Raw genomic sequence first — 22,377 nt, forward strand, 5'->3', positions numbered from 1 at the left:
ATGCTCGCATTCGTATTCCCCGGTCAGGGCGCGCAATTCCCCGGCATGGGCAAGGCGCTGGCCGACACCTACCCGGTCGCGCGCGAGGTGTTCGACCGTGCCGACGCGGCGATCGAATTCGGCCTCCGCGAGCTGTGCTTCGCCGGCGACCCGGTAGAGCTGGCCCGGACCGAGTACGCCCAGCCCGCCATCCTGGCCACCAGTGTGGCGGCGTACCGGGTTCTGGTGTCCGAGACCGGTGTTCATCCGGTGGCCGTGGCCGGCCACAGCCTCGGTGAGATCACCGCCCACGTCTGCGCCGGCGCTCTCGACTTCGAGGCCGCGGTGCGCCTAGTGCGCCGCCGGGGCGCCTTGATGCAGGAGGCGGTGCCGCCCGGGGCGGGTGCGATGGTGGCGGTGATGGGTCTGGCCGCCGACGAGGTCGACCGGATCTGCGCTGCCGCAGCGCAATCCGAGGTCGTCGCGGTCGCCAACTACAACGGCGCGAGTCAGGTGGTGATCTCCGGGCACACCGGCGCGGTCGGCAGGGCACGGCAACTCGCCGAGGAACGCGGGGCGATCACCCGTGCTCTCGAGGTCAGCGCCCCGTTTCACTGCGCACTGATGGCACCGGCCGCGGCGGCCTTCCGGTCGGAGCTGGCCCGCGCCGAATTCGCCACCCCACGAATTCCGGTGGTGGACGGCACATCCGGGAGTTGGCGAGCCGAAGCCGATCCGGCCGGCTCGCTGTCCGCGCAGATCTGCGCACCCGTGCGCTGGGACGCCGTGATGGCCGGACTGACGGCGCGCGGCGTGCGGTACGTGATCGAAGCCGGGCCCCGCGCCCGTCTCACCTCCATGCTGCGGCGGTCGGAAAAAAGCATCGCCACAACGCATTTCGGTGAGCCCGAGGATCTGGACGGGGTACTCGATCTGCTCGCCGACCGGCCGTGGTCGCGCCGCGAACTGGGATACTGGCGCCACGGCGAGCGAGGCGACCTGTATGCGCCCAGCACATCCGAGATCGTCTGGGCCGGTACCGACGAATCCGAGCAGATAACCGATGCGGCCTGGACCGTCCGTTCCGACGGCTCCCGTCTCCGGCGTTACGGCGCGATGGCGGTGATCACGGCGGACAACGCGCTGCACACCTTCGATCCGGCGACGTGGACGCCGCGCGAGGACGGAGCCTATCTGCGACGGGACCATCTCGCCGTCGAACACCCGGCCGGCGGCGGCGAGACCTTCGACCCGGCGGAATGGATCGTCGACCCGGCCGGAACCCTGCGCCGGCGCGACGGTTCCCGCGTCATCTGGCCCGACGGCGACGAATGGAGTTTCGCGACGTCCTGACCGGTCCCATACGGTCGTATTGACCCGCGAGGATCGCCTCGCCCGGGCGCTGGTCGCCGTGAATCCGGACCGGTCCGCCGAATCCGCCGAATCCGCCGATGCCGCAGCGGAATTGCTGGCGCTGCTCGACGGTCTCACGCTCGCGGTCCTCACCGAACCCGATCGCATGCCACCGGCTCGCGCGCGCCGGATCGGGCGGGACTGGACCGACCGCTGGGCGGGCCGGTAACCGTCACCCGGGCGGTGTCAGTGCACCCGTGAGGAGTCCGGAATCAGTCGGCCCGCCTCGACCAGAACACGCAAGGCGGCACGACGGCGTGGGCATTCGTCGGTGCGGCAGCCTCGGTGCATCTGCATGATCTGGTGGGCCTTCTGCGGGGTGAGGTCGAGCGGTTCCATCCAACAGGTACTGAACATGTCCACGGTGTAGTCGCCCTCCTCGATCCCTGCCTGACCATCGGCCATCCCGTGCCGATGTCGGTCTGTCGAGATTATGCCCCCACTTTCGGGGGCCGGAATGTGCCGAACGGACCGAATATTGGTAATTTCGGACTGTGGTTGGGATCGGTACGCCGTCCGATGTGTTACCGCGCGGCAGCGTCAGTGTGCGCATGATGGTGAGTGTCGGGCTCGCGCATGGATTGGATGAACCGCTGTTATTGGCGGGCACCGGAATCGAACCCGCGGATCTGGCCGATGAACAGGTGCGAATGTGGCCGGATCAAGAATTCGCTGTCGCACGTAATCTGATTCGCGCGCTCGGCGATCGACCCGGGCTCGGCGTGCAGACCGCCGCGCAGGCGTCGCTCGGCAAGGCCGGCCTGGTCGGCCTCGCGGCCCTGGCCAGCGCGACCATGCGCGATGTGCTGAACATCGCGGTCCGCTATCAGGATCTGGTCTCGGTCGCGGCGCGCTATCATCTCGACGAGTCCGGTGGCGATGCGGTCGCGCTGGTTGCCGACGGCTCGGGAATACCCGCTGACCTGCGCGGATTTTTCGTCGAGCGTGAGGTGGCGCTGATCTTCGTGGCCGGCCGGGCGCTCGACGTAACCATCCCCGCCGTGCGGCTGGAACTGGAGCTGGACGCCGACCGGGCCGCCGCACTGGCCGAGTTCGCCTCGATCGACGCCATCCACAGCGACTGCCCGCGTACCGCGCTGATCCTGCCGCGCTCGTTCCTGGATCTGCGCATGCCACATGCAGATTCGCATACCGCGAACCTGATCGAACGGCAGTGCCGCGAGGCGCTGCAGGTACTGCTGGACGGCGGCTGGAAGTTGTCGACGCTCGTCCGCGAGCGCCTGCTGCGTGAACCGGGTTCGGTGCCGTCGATGGCCGAAGTGGCCGCCGAGCTGCACATCAACGTCCGTACGCTGCGCCGCCAGCTCGCCGCCGAGGGCGCCAGCTTCCGTAGCCTGCTCAACACCGCGCGGGAGAGCACCGCGGCGGAGCTGCTGCGGGCCGGGGCGACGGTCGAGGATGTCGCCCGCCGGCTCGGATATGCGGAAACGGCTAATTTCACTCACGCCTTCACCCGGTGGATGGGGATGTCGCCGCGGGCATACCGGCAGTCGCTGACTAGAAATCGATAGCGAATCGTGTCCTGACGCGTATTCGGATTTCGGGAAATCCGGGTTTCGCGGTGCCCGCAACAATGTGTGGCACGGCGTTCTGGATAACTCACCGTACGCTTTTTCGCGAGCACATTCTGCATTCGCAATATGGCGACCGAATGCCGGCGAATTGCGCCGGACGGGATGGTGCGCCCGCCCTGTCCGGCAGGGAAACCGTTCGTTGTCGGTCTCGACGCCCCGGCCGAGGGCCGCCGGCTGTCCGGCCTCGCGCCGGGCTCAGGAGGAGGCCGCCGGGTGTCCGGTCGGCTGCCAGGCCGGGCCGTGCGGCGGGCCGTGAGTGGGCTCATACAGTTTCCTAGTAAAATACCTGTTAACCTTCTTGAGTGTCGCACCGTGCCCCATCCTCCCGAGCTGCCGGTATCCGCACCACCCTGCGGATGCTGTCGCTGCGCGGGGTGTTCCGGATGCGCCCGGTCGCGGACACCTGGTATCAGTCGGCGCTGTGCGCGCTGGTCGCGATCGGCGGGCCGGAGGTCGTGCTGCTGACGACCGGGCAGGTGCGGCTGGCCTTCTACACCAGCGCCGGCGGACTGTGCGCCCTGTACGGGCATGGCCTGCCGTATGCCGCCCGCGGCCGGACCCTGGCCTGGGTGGTGCTCGGGATGTTCGCCGGCACCGCGGTCGCGTTGACCGCGTCGGCGCTGATCGAATCCGCGGCGGTGCGGGTCCTGGTGGTCGCGGTGCTCGCCGGGCTGTACAAGCTGGTCTGCGACGCCTCCCGGATGGGACCGCCCGGCAACATCATCTTCACCTTCGTGGTCTGCACCGCGGCCTTCATCCCGCAGCGGGCCGGACAACTTCCCGGCCACCTCGCCCTGATCCTGCTGGGCGGCCTCCTCGCGTGGTGTGTCTGCATGGCTCCGGCGCTGGTCCGCCCGCACGGGCCGCAGCGACTGGCCGTGGCACGGGCCCTGGAATCCACCGCCCGGCTGCTGCGGGTGCCACTGGGCGATGGCGGAGTGCCACGCGCCCGCCACGACGCCGCGGTCGCCGTGCAGGCCGGATGGACCGCGCTGTCCCGGGTGCCCGCGACCGCCCGTACCAGGGCACAACTCACCGCACTGGCCGGCCTGCTGGCTCGCGCCGAAACCCTTGCCGCCACAACCAGGCCCGCCGGTCCCGAGTACCCGCTGTATCCCTCCGACGCCGAGAGGGACACCGTGGCATCGGATGTCGCGACGGCACGAGATCGACACCGAATCGATGCCCAGGTCGGCGCCGACACCCTCGACCGGTACGCCCGCGCTCTGCGACGCGGCCTCGCGGTGCCCCGGATCCATTGCGCCGCAGCCGAAGAGTCCGAGATTCGCGGTGTCGGCCTCGGCCGAACCGGCGCCGTCCGCGGTGCGACGTTGCGGCACGTGGGTCGTGCCTTCCTGCCCGGCGCCCCCGGACTGCCGCTCGCCACCCGCGTCACGCTCGGCGCCGCGGCCGCGGGCTGGATCTCGTTGGCGCTGGGCGTGAATCGTCCGTACTGGGCCGTGATGACCGCCGCGGTCCTGATCGTCGTCAACACCGCGCAGTCGTGGCAGCGTACTGTGCAACGCGTGCTGGGCAATCTGGTGGGCGTCGCGCTGTTCACGGCGGTGGCGCCGTGGGCGCACAGCGCCGTCGCGCTGGTGGTGATGGCGCTGGTCTGCCAGGTGATCGTCGAGGCCACCATCTCCCGGAACTATTGGGTCGCTTCGGTGTTCATCACACCGATGGCCCTGGCGATGGTGGAGTTCGCCACCCCGCGACCGGCCTCCGAGCTCGGACTCGATCGCTGGCTCGACACCTGTGTCGGTGCGGTGATCGCTGTCCTGATCTGTTTCGCGATCCCCAGTCGCCGGGTCACCGACGGGGTGGCGGCAGCACTGGGCGAACTCGATGCCGCGATCGGCCGTGCCCGCCGGGCGGTGGACTCCGGCACCGCCGCACCGGCCGACCGGGCTCGGCTCGCCGCCGCCCTGATCGAGGTTCGCACCCGCGCCGATACCGCGGCGGGGGAATGGTGGAGTGCGCCGCTCCCCGACGAGCGCATTGTCGCCGCGGAACGCACCGGACATCAACTCCTGGATCGGCTGCCGGTCCGGACGTTGGCGGCGGTGTCGTGACGACCGCCCCGACTCCGGCCGGCTCTCCCTCTCCGGTCCTCGAAAACGTTTCAGGGAACACCGTCGAGAACGCGGTAGCCGACGATGCCGTCGCCGAGGCGATGCGGCAGTGGGCGCGGGCCGCACCGGAACTCGATCTGCGTCCGATCGCGGTCATCGGCCGCATCACTCGCTGTGCGGCACTGCTGCAACAGGTCGCCGATGCACCACTCGGCGACGAGGAACTGGCGCGACCGGAATTCGACATTCTGCTGGCGCTGCGGCGCGTCGGCGGTGAACTCACGCCGGGCCGGCTGGCGCGCGAAACGTTCGCCTCACCCGCGGCGGTGACCAAGCGGCTGCGGGGGCTGGAAGAGCGCGGGCTGGTCGGCCGTCGGGCCGACACCAGGGACCGGCGGGTCTCCCATATCGCGCTGACCGCGGACGGCCGCGCGCTGATCGATCGGCTGATGCCGCGACAGCTGGCCTACGAGGCCGGATTGCTGTCCGGACTACCGGACGACGACCAGCGCGAACTCGCTCGCATTCTGGCCGATGTGCTGGTGCGGTGGGAGGGACGGTTCGGTGGACTGCCTCGCTGACTCTTTCGGCGGCCCCCGCTCATCCCGAGGACGCCCGCATCCGGTCGTATGACGAAGCGGACCGGATGCGGGTGGATTCGCCTGTGAGTCAGCCGTTTCCGACGGCCGAGAGCGGGCGGATCAGGGGAATGCCGTCGGATGCGACGGGTACCGGGACGCCGGCGAGTTTGTCGATCGCCGCGTAGTAGGCGGCCTCGTATCCGGCGCCCAACTGGTCGACGGAGAACTTCTCCACCACCCGCCGCCGGCAGGCGGCCGCGTCGATCTCGTCGGCCGCGGCGATGGCCGCGGGGAGCTCGGCGGGATCGTCGCAGATGATGCCCGTGACCCCGTGGTCGACGACCTCTTCGACCGCGCCGCCGCGCAGGGCCACCACGGGGGTGCCGCAGGCCATCGCCTCTATCATCACGATGCCGAACGGCTCCTCCCATCGAATCGGGAACAGCAGGCAGCGCGCCGAGGCGAGCAGCAGCCGCTTCGCGATCTGGTCGGCCTCACCGAAGACGAAATCGGTGTCGCGCAGCAGCGGCCGGACCGCGTTTTCGAAGTAGGCCTTCTCCGGGGGTTCGTTCATCTTCGCCGCCAGCACCAGCGGGATCCCCGCCTCGTGTGCGGCGTGCAGGGCCAGATCGGGACCCTTGTAGGGGGCATAGCGTCCCAGAAACAGTCCGAAGTCCTGTTTGCGGGTCTGGAACGGCCATTCGGCGGGGCGGACCGTGTTGTAGACGCGGCCGACCCAGTTGAGATTCTCCGCCAGGGAGCGTTGCCGATCGCTGATCGCGACGAACTGCGCGGTATCGGTCAGCGAGCTGTAGTACTCCTGCGCTTCCCCGTCGACCGGACCGTGCACGGTGACGACGGTGGGAATGCCGAGGGCGGAGTACATCGGAGCGTTGAGCGGACCCGCGAAGGTGTGGTCGTGAACGACGTCGATCCGTTCGGTTTGCGCCAACTCGGTGATGATGCGCCGAACCTTGAGCGCGTTGAGCACCTCCGGGAACGGATCGCCGAGGCGTTCGGCGAGGATGTCGTCCCATACCCGGATGAACCGTGCAGTAGTCCCGGAGCGGCCGGCGCCCAACAGGGTCACCCGGTGCCCACGGTCTACCAGTGCGTCCGCCAGTTGAGCCACCACGGCTTCGACGCCGCCGTAACCGGCGGGCGGCACTTCGAAGTACGGCGGTGCGACCATCACGATGTGCAAGGACGCGCCGGGTTCGTGGAGCCGGTAGATCAAGGATTCCGAGTTCGCCAGTGAAGCGTCCTCCAGTGAAGCATCCCCCAACGTGGTGCCGCGCAGGGCGCCGGCCGCGGAAGCGCCGGACAGCGATGCGCCGGACAGCGATGCGCTGGGCAAAGAGGCCGAGTACTCCGATTCCGGATAGTGCGGGGAGTCGTCGTACTCGACGGGACTGGAGCCGGACGGGCCCGAGGAATCCGAGCCTGACGGGATACTGCTCATGGTACTGCCTCCTCAACGTGTGAAGCTGCGACCAAGCATGGCGAGAGACCAGAAACCACCAGGCGTCTCTCGGGAACTTCGGTTTCCCTCATCGGGCGGGCCGGAGCGACCCGGTGGGTGATGTACCCAGCAGCAGCCACGGTAACCCCTCGGCAGTAAAATGTCCGGGAATGCCTGGTAGAACGCAAAATTTGTGCAACTGAGCCGAGGTACGCGGGCGGGATTGCCGAGCGGTAGGACATCGCGGCGGACCCTGTCGCCGGTCCTGCCAGGGGTGTCCGGGGTCCACGGCCGCCCCAGCGGCTTCGCACTCGGCCGCCAGGGGCGCACATATATCCAGGGACGCACATATATAAGGCATCGATAGATCCGATGGATGGATCGATGAATTTGAATCCGGCAATTCGGGCATTTAAGACGAACTGCAATTACGACGCGCCGACAGATTTACGGTTTCATGGCAGAGTATTGACCGTTGATTTAACATTGCCGCGCCGCTGCGCGCGGCGTCCGAATGTTCCGTAAAACGCCCTCATTTGCAGGTCGTGCGGCGTAGAAAGTGATAGCCGGTCGATGGCTGGACCCATTGTTCCGGAGTGTCCGGCGCAAAATTCAAGATCAAGTATATGAAGATCAAAAATGTTGCTACGCAAGAAGGTTGGTCTGTGTAAGCTGACCTCGATCACGACCTACTACGAGGTGGGATGGCGGCGATGGTGGTGTCGCAGTGAGTATCGACAAACTCCGGCTGCGCCGTGCGAGCTACATGGTAGCCGCATTCGGTGTGCTGGCTTTGGTGGTGACCGGTCCGCTGGATCGGTTGATGTTGGGTGTTTTCATCTGTATCGGGCTGGGTCTGGGTTGGCTGAACGCGCAACTGACATTGCGGTCGGTCACCGGCATCACCCGCTCGGAATCGCCGAATAAGCAGGCGCTGGCCTTGTCGACGGCCGCGCGGCTGATCATCGTCACCGTACTGGCGATCATCGTGGCGTTCCTGACGCGCCCGAATGGTGTGGGCATCTTCTTCGGACTCGCTTTGTTCCAGGTGATCCTCGTCTTGCATACCGTCGTGCCCGAGTGGAGAGGGCTCCGTCAGCAGTCATGAGCAGCACTATCGCGACGATGATCCTGGCCGATGAAGAGCCGAAGATCGAAGTAGGTCACCACGCCACCACCGAACTCTGGGGATTGACGTTCAACGTCGACACCATCCTCTCGACGGCGGTCGCCGCGGTGATCGTCATCGCCCTGGCGCTCTTCCTTCGCATGAAGATCACCTCGGGCGTACCGAACGGCGTGCAGTTGTTCTTCGAGACCATCACCGTGCAGATGCGCGGACAGGTGGAGTCCGCGATCGGAATGCGCATCGCTCCGTTCGTATTGCCGCTGGCGGTAACGCTTTTCACCTTCATCCTGCTGTCGAACTGGATATCGGTACTGCCGATGCAGTACGGCCGTGGCGAATTCATCTTCCCGCCGGCCTCCGATGTCAATTTCGTCTACGCCCTGGCATTGTTCGTGTTCGTCTTCTACCACGCGGCGGGTATCCGACGCCGTGGTCCGGTGACGCATGTGAAACAGTTGCTGAAGGGCCACACGGGGTGGGGACCGATGGTGTTGATCAACATCATCGAAGAGATCGCCAAGCCGTTGTCGCTGTCGCTGCGATTGTTCGGAAATATGTTCGCCGGCGGCGTCATGGTCGCGGTGATTGCGCTGTTCCCGTACTGGATCGCGTGGGGCCCCAACGCCATTTGGAAGCTGTTCGACTTGTTCGTCGGCGCCATTCAGGCGTTCATCTTCGCGCTTTTGACCGTCCTCTACTTCAGCCAGTCCATGACGCTGGAGCACGAAAACCACTGAACGGCAGTCCCGGTCGGCCTCACCGATCGGTCAACGTTGGAGAACAGGAAGAGAAAATGGCAGCAGATCCAGCAATCGTCCAGGGTGCCCTCATCGGCGGTGGCCTCATCATGGCCGGTGGCGCCATCGGCGCGGGTATCGGTGACGGTCTGGCCGGTTCGGCACTGATCAACGGCGTTACCCGGCAGCCCGAGGCCGAGGGCCGGTTGCGCGGTAACTTCTTCCTGACCGTCGGTCTGGTCGAGGCCGCGTACTTCATCAACCTCGCGTTCATGGCGCTGTTCGTATTCGCAACTCCCGGTAAGTAATCGGCGAGATGTCCGCGCGAACCGATGTGGTGGCCGAGGGGAACTTCCTCATCCCCAACGGCACCTTCTTCGTCGAGCTGATCATCTTCCTGATCGTGCTCGGAGTCATCTGGTTCTTCGTCGTTCCGCCGATCCGCAAGGTGCTGACCGAACGCGAGGAGCGGGTGGAGGCGACCGCCGCCAACGCCAAAGAGGCGAAACAGGTCTTCGCCGACGCCCAGGCGAAATATGAGACGGCGCTGGAACGAGCCCGTACCGAGGCGGCCGACATCCGCAACGAGGCACGAGCCCAGGGCCGGGCGATCATGGACGACCTGCGGACGCAGGCTCAGCAGGAGGTCGACGGCATCGTCGCCGAATCCGCTGCCCATCTGCGCGCCGAGGCCGACCGCGTCAAGTCCGAGCTGCGACTCGAGGTCGAGCCGCTGGCCCAATCGCTCGCCGACCAGGTGGTCGGTGACAGTCGCCACGCCGGCACCGCCGGTCGTAGGAGGGGCAGGGATTCGTAATGATTGACACCAGCGGTGGTGTGCTTGCCGCAGGCGGTTACCAGATCACCTTCGATTGGCCGGTCTTCTTCAGTCAGCTGTTCGGCTTCGCCGTCATCGTCTTCGTCATCTGGAAATGGGTCGTCCCGCCGGTGAAGAGGTTGATGGCGAAGAGTCAGGACGCGATCGCCAAGCAGCTCACCGAAAGCGATCACGCCGCGCAACAGTTGGAAGAGGCCAAGCGCTCCTACGCGAACGCCATCACCGAGGCGCACACCGAACTCGAGCAGATTCGAGCCGACGCGCGCGCCGACGCCGAGTACATCGTGGCGCAGATGCGAGAAGCGGCCGCGGCGGAAGTCGAACGGGTGCGACGGCAGGGTCGCGATCAGGTCGCCCAGCTGCGTCGCCAGATGGTGCGCGATCTGGAAACGGATCTGGCGGCCGCGATGCTGGCGATCACCGAGGAGAAGGTGCGCGACCAGGTGGCCACCCCGGAGGCGAAGTCGGACAGTATCGAACGGTTCCTCGAGGATCTGGAGATCCTGGCCAACTCGTCGTCGGTCAAGCGGCAGGCCCAACCGGGCTGGAACTGAACATCACAGGCGAGTAGCCGGTGGACCACGGTCCACCGGCTACTTGTTTTATACCGACACGGTGGCGGGCGGAGTCAGCGCGTCGGCGAGTGCCGCGAGGGTGGTCGAACAGCCGGAATCGATACGGACGGTGGCCAATTCGTCACCACGCGTAGCGCCGCGGTTCACGATAACGACGGGCTTACCGGATTTCACGGCCCGGCGGACGAAGCGCAGCCCGGACATGACCGTCAGCGAAGAACCTGCGACGACCATCGCCTCGGCCGCATCGACCATCGAAAATGCCTCGGCCACCCGATCCTTCGGGACGTTCTCGCCGAAGTAGACGATGTCGGGCTTCAGCATGCCGCCACAGTCGGCGCAGTCGACCATGCGGAAACTGTCGGTCTCGCCGACCACGGCGTCCGCGTCCGGCGCCACCTCGATACCCGTGGCGGTCGCCAGTTCGGCGAAGCCGGGGTTGGCCGCTTCCAGCCGATCGGCGAGTGTCATGCGCGAGATCAGACCGTGGCACGACAGACAGCGCACCCGCGCATAGGTGCCGTGTAGATCGATGACAGCGCGGTGCCCCGCCTTGGTGTGCAGCAGGTCGACATTCTGCGTGATCAGCCCGCTGACCACGCCCGCGCGTTCGAGCCGGGCCAGCGCGCGATGGCCGAGATTGGGCCGCGCGGCGTCCATCCGCCGCCAGCCGACGTGATTGCGTGCCCAGTAGCGCTGCCGGAAGATCGGGTCACCGACGAACTGCTGATAGGTCATCGGATTGCGGGGCGGCGAATCCGGCCCGCGATAGTCGGGGATGCCGCTGTCGGTCGATATGCCGGCCCCGGTCAGGACCACGATCCGCCGGTCCGTCAGCACCTTCACCACACGATCGAGGACGGTGTCGGTCGGCAGGGTCGCGAGCTGGGGCATGAATCCAGGTTACGAGCCCGTGCGGGATGTTCTCCCAGGGCTTACTCGATGGCGCGGACCAGATCGTCGTCGGAGTTCTCCGGTGTGGCCCTGGCTGCCTTCGCGTGGCTGTAGGCGATACCGGCGACCAGGATGGCCAGCAGAACCGCCGAGGTTCCGTAGGTGCCGAATCCCAGTCCGCCGCTGCTGTGCGATTTCGAGAGCAGATCACCCGCGGTGGCGCCGAGCGGCCGGGTGAGGATGAAGGCCATCCAGAACAGGACGACACCCGAGATCGGCGTGAAGTAGTGCACCAGCAGGATGACCACCATGATCGTGCCGATCAGCGCCGCGCCGCCGCCGTAACCGAGTCCCGAACTGTCGGACAGGTAGTCGCCGAGCGAGGTGCCGAGGGTGTTCGACAGCAGGATCGCCGCCCAGTACAGCATCTCGCCGCGCAGCGTCCGGATATTCGAGACGTCGTAGGTCTGCCCGCTGAACCGCCAGATCACGAAGACGATCGCCAGGCCGCTGATCAGCAACGCCGCGCCCGCGCCGTAGCCGAGCCCGCCGTCGGTCGAGGTATCCGAACCCGGGCCACGGTTGATCAGATCGGACATGGTGGTGCCGGCCGTGCTGGTCGCGGCGATCACCGTCCAGTACAGGGCGGGATGGAAGCGGCGGGCCCGCAACTGAGCGATGAGGCTGACCACGAAGATGGCGAGAAACAGCAGCGAAGCGGCCGCGTAGCCCAGCTTCAGGGTCTGCGCCAGCAGATCGCCGCCGGTCTCGCCCAGGGTGGTCGCGGCGATCTTCAGAACCCAGAACAACGCCGTGACCTGGGGAAGTTTATATCCGGCCCGGGCCGGTGCCGGGTTGGTCACGGGGTAGTCCTTTCCGGGCCGCGAGCCGGCGACCGTCTCGACACAGGGACGGTGGCATTCTGCCCGCCCGTCGCTGAGACCACGCTGAGATCGTGACGGCCTCGTCGTGGTCGTGGTCGTGGTCGTGGTCGTCGTCGATGATGGGTGGGTGAATCGGTTCCGGCGCTGGACACATCCGTCGCGGTGGGGTGTGCGGATCCGGTCTGCCCTCGTTTCGGCTCTGGCGGTCGGTGTCGTGTTGCTCATCGCCGCGGGTGCGATGGTCTGGTTGTTGCACCGTTCGCTGATCGACGAACTCGACGGCGCCGCGCAGGCGCGTGCCGCCGAGATCGCGGAGACGCTCGAACACGACCCGGCTCGGGTGCGCGAACTTCCGCGCGCCGAGGACGGGCGCGTCGCGGCGGCCCAGGTCGTCACGCCGGACGGGGCGGTGATCTGGGGTTTCGGCGATCCGCACGGAGTACTCGCCGCGGCGCCGGCAGGTGCGAGACGGGCCGTCGGATTGCCCGCCTCGCCCGGATACGACGAGGACTTGCGGGTCGCGAGCCGTGTCGCCGAAACGTCCTCCGGCCGCTACCAGGTGCTCGTCGCGGTCGACACCGAATCGGTCGAGCGGGCGGTCGCCCGGGTCGGTGCCTTGCTGGCGGTGGGAGCGCCGATCGTGGTGCTGGCCGCCGCCGCGGCAACGTATCTGCTGGTCGGACGCTCGCTACGGTCGGTGGAGGCGATCCGCGAGCGCGTGGCCCGGATCGGCGCGACGCAGCTGTCGGAACGGGTGCCGGTGCCGGCGCCGCGCGACGAGATCGCCAGGCTGGCCGAGACGATGAACGATATGCTCGCCCGCGTCGAGGCCGGACACCGGGCCCAGCGCCGTTTCGTCGGCGACGCCTCCCACGAGTTGCGAAGTCCGCTCGCCACGGTCACGGCCGCACTGGAATTGGCGCGCCACCGGCCCGAAACCCTGGACGCGGAGCTGATAGACGGCACGCTGCTGCCGGAAGCCGAGCGCATGCGGCAGCTGATCGACGATCTGCTGACCCTCGCCGCCGCCGACGAACGCGGACTCGAATTGCGTACGGGCGATGTCGATCTCGACGATATCGCCCAGGCCGCGGCCGCCGCCGCTCGTCTGCGCGGGGGCATAACGGTCGATACGGATATCCGCCCGACCCGGATCGTCGGTGATCCGGAGCGGTTGGCGCGGGCGCTGCGCAATATCGTCGACAACGCGGTCGCCCATGCCCGTTCACGGATCCGGATCGCGGTCGCGGACCATGCCGCGCCGGGAGCGTCCGGGTGTGCCTACCTCGTCGTGGACGACGACGGGCCGGGGATTCCCGCGGCCGACCGCACCCGGGTCTTCGATCGTTTCGTGCGACTCGAGGCCGACCGGTCGCGGACGACCGGCGGTTCGGGCCTCGGGCTGGCGATCGTCGCGGAAATCGTGGCGGCGCACCGGGGAGTGGTGGGCGTCGCCGAATCGCCGTGGGGTGGAGCACGATTCGTTGTCGAGCTGCCGGTGACGGGACCGCCGGACCGGTGACTCAGTCCGCCGCGGCCGTGACTTCCGAGTCGATCAGCCGATAACCGACACCGCGCAGCGTTTCGATACTGTTGCTGCCGAACGGCGTATCGATCTTCTTGCGAAGATAGCCGATATAGACCTCGACCACATTCTCCGGACCGTCGTAGTGCGCATCCCAGACGTTGCGCAAGATCTCGGTTTTGGTGCGGGCACTGCCCTTGTTCCGCATCAGGTATTCGAGCAGGCCGAATTCCCTCGGCGTCAGGGCCAATTCGGAACCGGCACGCGAGACCGAGCGCCGTCGCGGGTCCAGTCTCAGATCACCCGCGGCCAGGATTTCGGGCTGCTGTGGGGCGCGGCGGCGCAGCAGGGCGCGCAGGCGGGCGGTGAGGACGACGAAGGAGAACGGTTTGGTCAGGTAGTCGTCGGCGCCCAGATCCAGCGCGTCGACCTGGTCGTAGTCGCCGTCTTTCGCGGTGAGCATCAGCACCGGGGTGGAGATGTCGCGTTCGCGCAGACGACGCAACACCTCGTAGCCGCTCAGTTCGGGGAGCATGATGTCGAGCACGATCACGTCGAAGTCGTCCTCGCTCGCCCACCACAGGCCGTCGGTGCCGGTGTGAGCGTGCTGGACCACGAAACCCTCCAGCTCCAGGCCGCGCCGCAGGGTGGCGGCGAGCCGCGGCTCGTCCTCGACCACCAGCACACGCATCCCTCCAGCATGCCGGACCCGTGCCGTGGGCTCGCGCGGGCCTTATAACCAGATGCCCGATTCGACGACCCACACGCCGCCGTTGTTCTTGCGGGCCGGCTGGGAAAGTCGCAGGGAGACGCGCTGCCCGTTCGGCCCGGTGGCGACGGTCAGGTAGGGGCCGCCGTGGGTGATCGCCGGCTGCGACCAGCCGAAGCGCCCGGAGACGAAGGCGCGTGCGACGGCGTCCTCGTCCAGCCGCCATGGTTGGTGACCGGCGTCGACCGACTGCTGCAACTGCTCGGCAGCGTCGCCGCTGATGTCTTCGCCGGGGAACGCGGTGCCGGCCGGCGGATGGTCGCCTCCGTTCGGGACGGACGAAGAGATGATGGGAAGCTCGGACGTTGGGGCAGAGGGGAATTCGGCGCGGCTGGACGATGGCCGCTCGACACCGCCGGAGCCGTCGTCGGTTTCGCCGGGGGTGTTCACGGTGGTCGTCTGCGTCGTCGACCGATATTCGGCGGTATTCGGTCCCTCTGAGGCCGGCGAATCGGTCGAGCAGGCGACGAGGGACGCGGCGACTGCGAGACCGATCGCGACGGCGATGACGCGGGGTATGTCCGTGGCCAGGATCTGCCGGTGGCCGGGTCTGCGGGGGAGTCGAGTGTGGGAGCGCATGGGCGTTCTCCTGATGCGATCGGTGCCGTCATCGTGTGATCCGCGCCCGGCGGGTGTGTGTTATCGGCGGTGAAGCGTGTCGGCGCAATCGAGACCACTCCGTCATCGCGACGGGCGCGGGCGGTGGTGATCGCTCACCTGGCGCGACCGCGGTGTCATGCCGCAGTGCGGCGCACGACGTGCGGGAAGTCCGGCCAGGAAGGTGGCGATCGCCGAGGTGACCGTCTCCGGATCCTCGATCATCGGCAGATGTCCGCAGTCGCTGAGCGACGCGGCCATTTGCTCGTCCCAGATCCGCCGCTGGGCGCCCGCGTTGTGGATGAAGACGACCGGATCGCCGTGGCCGGCGCGGTCGTATACCGCAGCCCGCTGCACCCGAGCTCAGCGGGCTAATTGCAGTGCCAGGGTCGCCGCTGCCGGGATCAGATACAGCGCCGGGAAGATCGTGGTTCCGTAGGAATGGGCACGTACGGTGGTCGCCATCGCGCCGAGGAAATACAGAATCAATCCCACGGCCGCCGCCACCCCGATCGCCGGGATGAAGAAGCCCACGACGAGCCCCAGCGCCCCGGCGGATTTGGCCAGGGCGAGCCAGTTCCACCAGCTTCGCGGCACGCCGTATTGATTCAGCGGTTCCACGACGAAGTCGCTCTTGTTGAACAGTGAATAAGCGGAGAATCCGATCCACAGTGCGGCCGCTGCGCCGACGATGTAATACGCGATGTTCATGCCGGTGTGACGACGCGGCGGGCCGCGGTGTGACATGCCGTCGCGCGCGACCCCGATCAGCGTCGCCGCAAGGTGATTCCCGCGACCGAATACGGGGCGTCGATCGAGGTCGCGGCGGCATTCACGGTGCCCGCCCAATACCCCTGGGGCGCGTCGACGGCGCGCAGATCCAAACCCACCGGGATCCCCTCGAACGTCACGTAGGTCTCATCGGGGCCGGCCGCGTTCTGGCGGCCGGTCTTCGAGGAATTCCCGCAGACCAGCGTCACGGTCGCACCGTCCACGAAAACCTGCAGGTCGCAGTCGTGCACGGGCGAGCCGATCATATTGTCGGGGTGCTGGGTGATGTGGTAGGTCCCAGCCGGAATGATCCCGTTGCGGGGGACTCCGGGGTCGTCGGCGGAGGCGGCGGCCGGCACCGTGGAAAGGGTGGCGGCGGTGAGTGCGGCTCCGGCCGCGGCGCGTCGAACGTTCATGGTTCGGCTCCCATCGGTCGATCCATCGAAGTCAGCCGGATGCCGGAGTCGCGTCGGCAACCGGGTTGCTCTGGTGGGAGGATTCCCCGCTCCCGCAAACGAAACCGGCGGCACGGACATCGGCGCGATGGCGTCGCCTGCGACTGGTGATCACCAGTGCGGAAGGAGATGGGCGCCGGGCGTTTGCCGCCGCCCGGCGCGGCCTTCGGTCAGCGCGGCGCGTGGGCCGGGTCGGCGAGGGTCGGGGTGCGCCCCTGCCGGTGTGCCTGCCTGGCGTCGTCGAAGAACTCGCGGCTGAACAGTGCCGAGAGGATCGCGATGCCGCCGCGGTGAACGCGGAACTCGCTCTTGGTGCTGGTCCCGGTCAGCCGGACAACTCGGCCGGCGGCATCCTGCGGCCGGCCGAAATCCTTCACCCGGCCACGCCCGGTCCACTCCAGGTCGCTGTGCTCGACGATCGCGTCGTCGGGAACCAGCAGCTTGACCATGGCGTGGTCCACGTCGGCGTGGACCACGATCGGGTCCTCGCCTTCGATCCACGGTGAGCGCAGGTCGATGACGACACTCCTTGATGCGGCGCTGGATGGCGTACGGATGCATCGGCTCCAGGTGCAGGATGCCGAGCACCGCCATGGCGAGCGGGGATCGCTTGAACCGGCGTGGGGGAAGGACAAAGTCGTCAATGTCGGGCAGCGCGCCCAGCTGTACAAGACGATCGCGCGGCTGCAGGACGCCGGTTTGGTGGCGGTCCGTGCCACCGGTCGCGACCAGCAGTATCCGGAACGCACGGTCTACGAGATCACCGACGTGGGCCGCGATGCCTGCATGGCTTGGCTCACCGACATGATCGCCGTGCCCCGCAACGAATTTCCCGAATTCCCGGCCGCCCTGTCGTTTCTGATGCTCCTCGGTCCCGACGCGGCTCGCGAAGAACTGGAGCGCCGGCTGAAAGCGTTGCGCGCCGAGCATTCCGAGCTCGACACCGGCATCGCGCAGGCCACGCGGTTCGGCCTGCCGCGCGTCACCATGCTCGAGGACGAATATCAGCGCGCGGTCACCGAGGCCGAAATACGGTGGCTGGAAGACGTTGTCGCCGACCTCGACGCCGGCACCCTCACCTGGTCGTGGGAGTCGCTGGCACAGTTCCAGGACCAGGCCGCCCCGGGCGAGTAGGTATGCCACCGTGTCCGGGGCGGCTCGACGGTCCTATCGTCGGTAACGGTGCCGGCGTCGAAACGAACCGGCACGAACCGTCGGCGACCAACAGGACCCAGGTGATGGCAATGGCAAAGATGGTGTTGTTCGGAGCTACCGGGTACACCGGCCGCCTGACGGCTCGAGCCCTGCTCGCTCGCGGCGCCGAGCCGGTATTGGCCGCTCGCAACGCCACCGCGCTGCGGCAACTCGCGGCCGACCTCGGCGGTGTCGAGACCGCGGTGGCCGACGTGGCCGATCCCGCATCGGTGCGCGCCCTGCTCGGTCGCGGGGACGTGCTGGTGACGACGGTGGGACCGTTCCTGCGATACGGCGCTCCGGCGCTGGAGGCGGCACTCGAGGCGGGCGCGCACTACTTCGACTCGACCGGCGAAGGCCCGTTCATCCGCCGGGTCTTCGATCGCGACGCCGAGGCGCGCCAGGCGGGTGTCGCCCTGCTGACGGCCTTCGGATTCGATTACGTCCCAGGCAATCTGGCCGCTGCCCTCGCGCTGCGCGACGCACCGGACGCCACCCGCGTCGACATCGGTTACTTCATCGCCGGCCCCGGCACCAGCGGCGGCACCCGCGCATCCATGGTCGGCATGTTGTTCGAGCGCGGCTTCGCCCTTCGCGACGGTGACATCGTGCCGGAGCGAACCGGCGCCCGGACGCACACCTTCGACGTCGAGGGCCGCGCGCTCACGGGCGCCTCGATTCCGGGCTCGGAGCACCTCGTTCTGCACCGCGCCCACCCGAACCTGCGCGCGGCCGAGGTCTATCTCGGCCTGCCCGGCGGCGCCGCCCGCGCGCTGCGGGCGACCTCCCTCGTCACGGACGCCGTCGCCCGGGTGGCGCCCGTGAAACAGGTGGCCGAGAGTGCTTTGAACGCCCTGGTCAAGGGTTCGACCGGTGGACCCGATGCGGCAACCCGGGCCCGCACGCGCACCTGGGCGGTCGCCGAAAGCCGCGACGCCACGGGCCGAATCCTGTCGTCGGTCACCCTGGCCGGCGTCGACCCCTACGACTTCACCGCCGCGATCCTCGCCTGGGGGGCGCAGACGACGCTCGCCGGTGGTCTTGTCGGCACGAGTACGAACAACGCCTGATCGAATACGGATTCACCGCGGTCCGCGTCGGGGCCGCCGACGGACATCGCTTCCTAGGACAGAACCCGCTGCCCGTGTGGGGCCCCGGTGAGAACCGCGACCCGGCGATCAGGTGCTTCCCACGCCGCGCGGTCCCCGCGCGGGCGTGGCAGGCTGCGGGCATGGAGCCCTCGCGCTGTGTTGTCCTGGTCCCGACCCATGGATCGATCGCACCCGATTTCGCCCGCAATCTGGCCCGGCTGGAGCATCGTGGTTACGAGGTCCGGACCGTCACCGGATTCGCCGCGATCGATCAGGGACGCAGTCAGATGGCCACCGACGCGTTGCGCGACGGGTTCGAAGGGCTGATGTGGATCGATTCCGATATCGCGTTCGACGTGGATTCGGTGGACCGGTTGCGCAAACATGATCTGCCGATCGTGTGCGGAATCTATGCGAAGAAGGGTGTGCGCGGCCTGGCCTGCCACGTATTGCCCGGAACCCGAAGCATCCTGTTCGGCGAGGGCGGGGGATTGCTGGAGATCAAATACGCCGCCACCGGATTCCTGTTCACCCACCGCGACGTCTACGAGACCGTCGCCGAACATGAACAACTTCCGGTGTGCAACCTGCGGTTCGACCGCCCGACCGTCCCGTACTTCCTGCCCATGCTGGTGCCCGACGGTGAGCACACCTGGTACCTGGGCGAGGACTACGCGTTCTGTGAGCGGGCGCGGCGCAGCGGCTATTCGATCATGGCCGACAGCTCCTTCCGGCTGGGGCATGTGGGGACCTACAGCTACAGCTGGGAGGAAGCGGGTGCGGATTCACACCGTTACGCGAGTTACAACTATCGGCTCGGGTGAGCGGCAGACCGCGCCGATCGAATGTCCGGAAAGCGAATTCCGGCTATTTCGCAGCGATCGAGCCGGTCCGGAACGAAATTCGCAATGTGCGTCCCACTGGGGTTGAATCGGGATATGCGGTCGGACTATCACGCGAATCTGCGGCAGCTCGCCGAATTGCTGCATGCGATGTGTGAACAGGACCGGACGGCCATTTCGGCGGCCACCTACGCGGTGGTGAACGCCGATATCGAACAGGCCGAGACCGCGCTGGACGTCGTCGGCCGGGTCGAGGAGATGGCGCAGCAGACCGAACAGGAAGCGCTGCGACTGCTGGCATTGCAAGCCCCGGTCGCCAGCGAGTTGCGGCGGGTGGTGACCGCTATCCAGCTCACCGGCCATCTCCAGCGCATGGGCGCGCTGGCCGGGCATATCGCCACCAGCGCACGCCGACGCCATCCCGAGCACGTCGTTCCCGAACCGGTGCGGCCGTTGATCGAGCGTCTCGGTTCCACCGCCTGCGCCATCGCCACGAGCGCCGCGGCGGTGCTCGAAACCGGCGACCCCTACGACGCGGCCGGTCTCGACGCCCAGGATGACGCACTGGACCATCTGCACGAGCAATTGCTGGCCGCGGTGCTGGACCACGACTGGGCGCACGGCATCACGGCCGCGGTCGACCTCACGTTGCTGGGACGGTATTACGAGCGCTTCGCCGACAATGCCGTGGAAGTGGGACGTCGCACTATTTTCCTCACCACCGGGGAAACCGCCGACAACTGGACGCCGGACGACGAGTGATCCGGCCGGCCCGCGGATCTCATGGGGCGGAACCGAATTCGGCCAGCACCGTGCCGTGCCGGACGACACCGGAGAGTCCGGGGAGCTCGGTCGGCGCCGACCAGGTGCGGAATCCGTCGTAGCTGTCGCTGTAGAGATAGCGGCCCTCGGTGTAGGCGTCGAGATAGATGCGATGTCCGCCCTCGGGCAGCGGCACCACCGACGGACCTTCCCGCGGGCCGCCCCATCCTGCCCAATCACCCTTGGCTACAAAGGAATACGGACCCAAGGGGTTGTCCGCGACCGCCAGTTCGACGAGTTTGGTGTCCTCGTTCTTCACGAACGCGTACACCCGCCTGCTCCACCGCACCAGCTGTGTGTCGATGTAGCCCAGCGAACCCGGACCGCTCGGGCCGACGCCGAGCAGCGGTATCGGCGGCGTCCAGGCGGAAAGTCCCGCGCCCGCCGGTACCAGCAGGTGTGGGGTGAAGCCGTGCCCCCAGGTCAGCGACACGATGATGCCGACTCGGCCCGCCGCATCGACATACCACTCCGGGGCCCACGTCCCTTCCAGGCGGCCCGGCACCAGCATCGGCACCGACGCCAGCTCCGTCCAGGCGATCCGGTCGCGGCTGCGTGCCAGGCCGATCGAGGTCGCATCGGGGGCCGCGGTGTAGGTGAGGTAGTACCAGCCGTCGGTATGCAGCAGCACGCTGGGATCGCGAGCCAACCCCGTCCGCGGCGTGAACGCGTGTTCGGCGACCGGCGTGAACATCGTCGCGTCCGCCGACTCGTACACGGCCACGGTGGTGTCACTGTCGGTACGAAACGCCGTCATGGTGTACCGCGTGGGCACCCGCTGGGGATCGGCGCCGATCTCCGGCAGCGCCGAATGCGCTCGTGCCGTCCCCGGCGCCAGCAGGGGCAGTGCGGCCAGCAAGCCGAGTGCGGCTCTGCGTCCCATCGCCATGACCAGCGATTGTGCGGTTCGCGCGCAGCGATCCGCCGCAGGCGCGCCGGAGCCGACTCACGTCCGGCGTGGCGCGGCCCCGCGCGCCGCCGGCTGCAGTGGAATCGGTTCGCAGCACCGCGGTTCAGCCCGAACATGAAGTGATCTTGCTCGACATCACCGGCACCGACCTCCCGGCCGACGCGGCGGGCGACGCAGCGCGCGGTCCAGCTCTCCGACAGCGCCGCCGCCAGTGCGCTGGATACCAAGGACCCCAACGCCATCGATGCCACCGCCGCGGAATTCGGATCGGCCGATACCAGGCGTGGTTCGTTCTGGGGCGACTCCTACACCAGCGCCCGGACGTAGCCGAATTCCTCGTCGCCAAGCAACGCACCGATCCCGGCTCGCCCATGCTGCGGTGGATGGCTACCGCGAGCCCGATCGCCGCCGACGGTACGGCACAGAGCTGGGGCACCGCGCATCGTCCCGCGACCATCGGCACGAATGGGGATGGTCGGACGGCGGCACCGAGGTCGCCTCGGCCTCCTTCGGTCCGGCTTCGCGGTCGCCGCCTTCACCCACGGCGATGCGAATGAATACCGCACAGCGGTTGGAGATATTTCGGGTGTGGATATCGCGGACCGGTTACCGTGGCATCCGAAGATCTTCCGTTTGGTTCTGCCGCTGCGGGGGAAAGTATTTCGGAGAATCCCGCGTTCGAGCGGCGGGGAGGGGCGATTCGATGGACGCGTCAGGGGACACGATGCCCGTGGGTGCGATACCGGTCGGTGCCGTGGTCCGGGATGTCGTCGCGGAGGTAGCTCCCGACGAGCTGCCGGTGGTGGATCGACTGCGACAGTTGGGCGACGAGCGCGCGGCGCGTCTGCTCGCGCGCCGCAGGAGCGGTGGTGATCTGCTCGGTTTCGGCATCGACGAGGTCGCCGTGCTGGCGAGCCCGGTGCTGTGGATCGTGCTCACCAAGGCGGCGGAGCAGTTCACGGAAGGTGCGATCAGCGGCGGCGGTCGGGCGGCGCGGCGCTGGTTGCGCAAGCGGCTCGGCCGCGCGAAGGCCGTGACGGTATTGCCTCCGCTCGCGGCCGAACAGATCGCGGAGGTGCGGGCGCAGGTGCTGGATTCCGCGCTGCGCAGTGGCATGGACGCCGATCGCGCTCGGCTGCTGGCCGATTCGGTGGCCGGTCGTCTGGTCGTCGACGCGGTGCCCGAGCTCGCCGAGCCCTCGGTCGAACCCGACCACGATTCGAGCACACCGAGCTGACC

Annotated in this window: 27 protein-coding genes; 16 read left to right on the top strand and 11 right to left on the bottom strand. The window is 67.8% G+C overall.

The window, feature by feature from the left end; all coding sequences use genetic code 11:
• Together fabD and C5E41_RS34950 are read left to right on the top strand one after the other, a co-directional pair.
• Positions 1-1,332, top strand: coding sequence for an ACP S-malonyltransferase (gene fabD, locus C5E41_RS34945; protein WP_104375560.1), 1,332 nt, complete (start codon positions 1-3; stop codon positions 1,330-1,332).
• Positions 1,333-1,351: 19 nt separating this feature from the next.
• Positions 1,352-1,561: a TetR family transcriptional regulator C-terminal domain-containing protein gene (locus C5E41_RS34950; protein ID WP_181063183.1), complete on the top strand. Its 210-nt coding sequence runs from the start codon at positions 1,352-1,354 to the stop codon at positions 1,559-1,561.
• A 17-nt stretch (positions 1,562-1,578) separates the two neighbouring features.
• On the opposite strand, the gene C5E41_RS10070 is transcribed toward C5E41_RS34950, so the two are convergent.
• Positions 1,579-1,797, bottom strand: a complete 219-nt coding sequence (locus tag C5E41_RS10070; protein ID WP_104375562.1) for a hypothetical protein — start codon at positions 1,795-1,797, stop codon at positions 1,579-1,581.
• Between the two features lie 146 nt (positions 1,798-1,943).
• Between C5E41_RS10070 and C5E41_RS10075 the strand changes: the two genes are divergently transcribed.
• The 3 genes from C5E41_RS10075 (at position 1,944) to C5E41_RS10085 (ending at position 5,643) form a co-directional block, all read left to right on the top strand.
• Entirely contained in the window at positions 1,944-2,924 is a 981-nt protein-coding gene (locus C5E41_RS10075; protein WP_104375563.1) for an AraC family transcriptional regulator, read from the top strand.
• Positions 2,925-3,289: 365 nt separating this feature from the next.
• A complete protein-coding gene (locus C5E41_RS10080; protein WP_219823128.1) occupies positions 3,290-5,062 on the top strand; it encodes an FUSC family protein in 1,773 nt (590 codons plus the stop codon).
• Positions 5,059-5,643, top strand: a complete 585-nt coding sequence (locus tag C5E41_RS10085) for a MarR family winged helix-turn-helix transcriptional regulator (protein WP_258080869.1) — start codon at positions 5,059-5,061, stop codon at positions 5,641-5,643. The genes C5E41_RS10080 and C5E41_RS10085 overlap by 4 nt, the downstream gene beginning before the upstream one ends.
• A gap of 88 nt (positions 5,644-5,731) precedes the next feature.
• On the opposite strand, the gene C5E41_RS10090 is transcribed toward C5E41_RS10085, so the two are convergent.
• Positions 5,732-6,835 carry a glycosyltransferase family 4 protein gene (locus C5E41_RS10090; protein ID WP_104375613.1) on the bottom strand — a complete coding sequence of 368 codons (1,104 nt, stop codon included), beginning with the start codon at positions 6,833-6,835 and terminating at the stop codon, positions 5,732-5,734.
• A 997-nt stretch (positions 6,836-7,832) separates the two neighbouring features.
• Between C5E41_RS10090 and C5E41_RS10095 the strand changes: the two genes are divergently transcribed.
• From C5E41_RS10095 to C5E41_RS10115, 5 genes are read left to right on the top strand one after another with little or no spacing between them, the layout of a single operon-like run.
• The gene (locus tag C5E41_RS10095) at positions 7,833-8,213 is read left to right on the top strand and encodes an ATP synthase subunit I (RefSeq protein ID WP_030515130.1); all 381 of its coding nucleotides are present in this window, start codon (positions 7,833-7,835) and stop codon (positions 8,211-8,213) included.
• Complete coding sequence (gene atpB / locus C5E41_RS10100) at positions 8,210-8,971, top strand: F0F1 ATP synthase subunit A (protein ID WP_181063184.1); 762 nt, start codon at positions 8,210-8,212, stop codon at positions 8,969-8,971. Before C5E41_RS10095 ends, atpB begins: the two co-directional genes overlap by 4 nt.
• 56 nt (positions 8,972-9,027) lie before the next feature.
• Positions 9,028-9,279, top strand: a complete 252-nt coding sequence (locus C5E41_RS10105; RefSeq protein WP_025352811.1) for a F0F1 ATP synthase subunit C — start codon at positions 9,028-9,030, stop codon at positions 9,277-9,279.
• 8 nt (positions 9,280-9,287) lie between these two features.
• Complete coding sequence (locus C5E41_RS10110; protein ID WP_104375565.1) at positions 9,288-9,788, top strand: F0F1 ATP synthase subunit B; 501 nt, start codon at positions 9,288-9,290, stop codon at positions 9,786-9,788.
• Positions 9,788-10,363: a F0F1 ATP synthase subunit B family protein gene (locus C5E41_RS10115; RefSeq protein ID WP_104375566.1), complete on the top strand. Its 576-nt coding sequence runs from the start codon at positions 9,788-9,790 to the stop codon at positions 10,361-10,363. The genes C5E41_RS10110 and C5E41_RS10115 overlap by 1 nt, the downstream gene beginning before the upstream one ends.
• 48 nt (positions 10,364-10,411) lie before the next feature.
• Here the strand turns inward: C5E41_RS10115 and C5E41_RS10120 are convergent, their stop codons facing one another.
• Together C5E41_RS10120 and C5E41_RS10125 are read right to left on the bottom strand one after the other, a co-directional pair.
• Complete coding sequence (locus C5E41_RS10120; protein WP_104375567.1) at positions 10,412-11,278, bottom strand: NAD-dependent protein deacetylase; 867 nt, start codon at positions 11,276-11,278, stop codon at positions 10,412-10,414.
• Between the two features lie 41 nt (positions 11,279-11,319).
• Positions 11,320-12,141, bottom strand: coding sequence for a COG4705 family protein (locus C5E41_RS10125; protein WP_258080870.1), 822 nt, complete (start codon positions 12,139-12,141; stop codon positions 11,320-11,322).
• A gap of 106 nt (positions 12,142-12,247) precedes the next feature.
• Between C5E41_RS10125 and C5E41_RS10130 the strand changes: the two genes are divergently transcribed.
• Positions 12,248-13,684, top strand: a complete 1,437-nt coding sequence (locus C5E41_RS10130) for a sensor histidine kinase (protein WP_308706045.1) — start codon at positions 12,248-12,250, stop codon at positions 13,682-13,684.
• 1 nt (position 13,685) lies between these two features.
• Here the strand turns inward: C5E41_RS10130 and C5E41_RS10135 are convergent, their stop codons facing one another.
• The 6 genes from C5E41_RS10135 to C5E41_RS10160 all read right to left on the bottom strand — a co-directional run bounded on the left by C5E41_RS10135 (position 13,686) and on the right by C5E41_RS10160 (position 16,755).
• A complete protein-coding gene (locus C5E41_RS10135; RefSeq protein WP_104375568.1) occupies positions 13,686-14,378 on the bottom strand; it encodes a response regulator transcription factor in 693 nt (230 codons plus the stop codon).
• A 42-nt stretch (positions 14,379-14,420) separates the two neighbouring features.
• Complete coding sequence (locus tag C5E41_RS10140; RefSeq protein ID WP_104375569.1) at positions 14,421-15,035, bottom strand: hypothetical protein; 615 nt, start codon at positions 15,033-15,035, stop codon at positions 14,421-14,423.
• A 102-nt stretch (positions 15,036-15,137) separates the two neighbouring features.
• Complete coding sequence (locus C5E41_RS10145) at positions 15,138-15,410, bottom strand: hypothetical protein (protein WP_104375570.1); 273 nt, start codon at positions 15,408-15,410, stop codon at positions 15,138-15,140.
• 6 nt (positions 15,411-15,416) lie between these two features.
• Positions 15,417-15,764 carry a DoxX family protein gene (locus C5E41_RS10150; RefSeq protein WP_104375571.1) on the bottom strand — a complete coding sequence of 116 codons (348 nt, stop codon included), beginning with the start codon at positions 15,762-15,764 and terminating at the stop codon, positions 15,417-15,419.
• A 56-nt stretch (positions 15,765-15,820) separates the two neighbouring features.
• Complete coding sequence (locus C5E41_RS10155) at positions 15,821-16,240, bottom strand: hypothetical protein (protein ID WP_104375572.1); 420 nt, start codon at positions 16,238-16,240, stop codon at positions 15,821-15,823.
• Positions 16,241-16,449: 209 nt separating this feature from the next.
• Positions 16,450-16,755, bottom strand: a complete 306-nt coding sequence (locus C5E41_RS10160) for a hypothetical protein (RefSeq protein ID WP_104375573.1) — start codon at positions 16,753-16,755, stop codon at positions 16,450-16,452.
• 40 nt (positions 16,756-16,795) lie between these two features.
• Between C5E41_RS10160 and C5E41_RS10165 the strand changes: the two genes are divergently transcribed.
• From C5E41_RS10165 to C5E41_RS10180, 4 genes are all read left to right on the top strand, one after another.
• A complete protein-coding gene (locus C5E41_RS10165; RefSeq protein WP_219823129.1) occupies positions 16,796-17,413 on the top strand; it encodes a PadR family transcriptional regulator in 618 nt (205 codons plus the stop codon).
• Between the two features lie 104 nt (positions 17,414-17,517).
• A complete protein-coding gene (locus C5E41_RS10170) occupies positions 17,518-18,543 on the top strand; it encodes a saccharopine dehydrogenase family protein (protein WP_258080871.1) in 1,026 nt (341 codons plus the stop codon).
• A 161-nt stretch (positions 18,544-18,704) separates the two neighbouring features.
• Entirely contained in the window at positions 18,705-19,388 is a 684-nt protein-coding gene (locus C5E41_RS10175) for a hypothetical protein (protein WP_063023624.1), read from the top strand.
• 114 nt (positions 19,389-19,502) lie between these two features.
• On the top strand, positions 19,503-20,168 hold the full coding sequence (locus C5E41_RS10180; protein WP_104375574.1) for a phosphate signaling complex PhoU family protein: 666 nt from the start codon (positions 19,503-19,505) through the stop codon (positions 20,166-20,168).
• 19 nt (positions 20,169-20,187) lie between these two features.
• On the opposite strand, the gene C5E41_RS10185 is transcribed toward C5E41_RS10180, so the two are convergent.
• Positions 20,188-21,117, bottom strand: coding sequence for a hypothetical protein (locus C5E41_RS10185; RefSeq protein WP_308706044.1), 930 nt, complete (start codon positions 21,115-21,117; stop codon positions 20,188-20,190).
• 724 nt (positions 21,118-21,841) lie between these two features.
• On the opposite strand from C5E41_RS10185, the gene C5E41_RS10190 reads away from it, so the two are divergent.
• Positions 21,842-22,375: a hypothetical protein gene (locus C5E41_RS10190; protein WP_146097512.1), complete on the top strand. Its 534-nt coding sequence runs from the start codon at positions 21,842-21,844 to the stop codon at positions 22,373-22,375.
• Positions 22,376-22,377: the final 2 nt, after the last annotated feature.

The organism is Nocardia nova, from assembly GCF_002933465.1.
GTDB lineage: Bacteria > Actinomycetota > Actinomycetes > Mycobacteriales > Mycobacteriaceae > Nocardia > Nocardia nova_B.

Excerpts from the sequence above, each read along its gene's own strand:
- C5E41_RS10120 (WP_104375567.1), bottom strand. The coding sequence starts at position 11,278 with ATGCCCCAGCTCGCGACCCTGCCGACCGACACCGTCCTCGATCGTGTG.
- fabD (WP_104375560.1), top strand. The coding sequence starts at position 1 with ATGCTCGCATTCGTATTCCCCGGTCAGGGCGCGCAATTCCCCGGCATG.
- C5E41_RS10185 (WP_308706044.1), bottom strand. The coding sequence starts at position 21,117 with ATGGCGATGGGACGCAGAGCCGCACTCGGCTTGCTGGCCGCACTGCCC.
- C5E41_RS10150 (WP_104375571.1), bottom strand. The coding sequence starts at position 15,764 with ATGAACATCGCGTATTACATCGTCGGCGCAGCGGCCGCACTGTGGATC.
- C5E41_RS10175 (WP_063023624.1), top strand. The coding sequence starts at position 18,705 with ATGGAGCCCTCGCGCTGTGTTGTCCTGGTCCCGACCCATGGATCGATC.
- C5E41_RS10090 (WP_104375613.1), bottom strand. The coding sequence starts at position 6,835 with ATGGTCGCACCGCCGTACTTCGAAGTGCCGCCCGCCGGTTACGGCGGC.
- C5E41_RS10115 (WP_104375566.1), top strand. The coding sequence starts at position 9,788 with ATGATTGACACCAGCGGTGGTGTGCTTGCCGCAGGCGGTTACCAGATC.
- C5E41_RS10075 (WP_104375563.1), top strand. The coding sequence starts at position 1,944 with ATGATGGTGAGTGTCGGGCTCGCGCATGGATTGGATGAACCGCTGTTA.
- C5E41_RS10190 (WP_146097512.1), top strand. The coding sequence starts at position 21,842 with ATGGACGCGTCAGGGGACACGATGCCCGTGGGTGCGATACCGGTCGGT.
- C5E41_RS10170 (WP_258080871.1), top strand. The coding sequence starts at position 17,518 with ATGGCAATGGCAAAGATGGTGTTGTTCGGAGCTACCGGGTACACCGGC.
- C5E41_RS10180 (WP_104375574.1), top strand. The coding sequence starts at position 19,503 with ATGCGGTCGGACTATCACGCGAATCTGCGGCAGCTCGCCGAATTGCTG.
- C5E41_RS10110 (WP_104375565.1), top strand. The coding sequence starts at position 9,288 with ATGTCCGCGCGAACCGATGTGGTGGCCGAGGGGAACTTCCTCATCCCC.
- C5E41_RS10155 (WP_104375572.1), bottom strand. The coding sequence starts at position 16,240 with ATGAACGTTCGACGCGCCGCGGCCGGAGCCGCACTCACCGCCGCCACC.
- C5E41_RS10140 (WP_104375569.1), bottom strand. The coding sequence starts at position 15,035 with ATGCGCTCCCACACTCGACTCCCCCGCAGACCCGGCCACCGGCAGATC.
- C5E41_RS10105 (WP_025352811.1), top strand. The coding sequence starts at position 9,028 with ATGGCAGCAGATCCAGCAATCGTCCAGGGTGCCCTCATCGGCGGTGGC.
- C5E41_RS10165 (WP_219823129.1), top strand. The coding sequence starts at position 16,796 with ATGACGACACTCCTTGATGCGGCGCTGGATGGCGTACGGATGCATCGG.
- C5E41_RS10135 (WP_104375568.1), bottom strand. The coding sequence starts at position 14,378 with ATGCGTGTGCTGGTGGTCGAGGACGAGCCGCGGCTCGCCGCCACCCTG.
- C5E41_RS10070 (WP_104375562.1), bottom strand. The coding sequence starts at position 1,797 with ATGGCCGATGGTCAGGCAGGGATCGAGGAGGGCGACTACACCGTGGAC.
- atpB (WP_181063184.1), top strand. The coding sequence starts at position 8,210 with ATGAGCAGCACTATCGCGACGATGATCCTGGCCGATGAAGAGCCGAAG.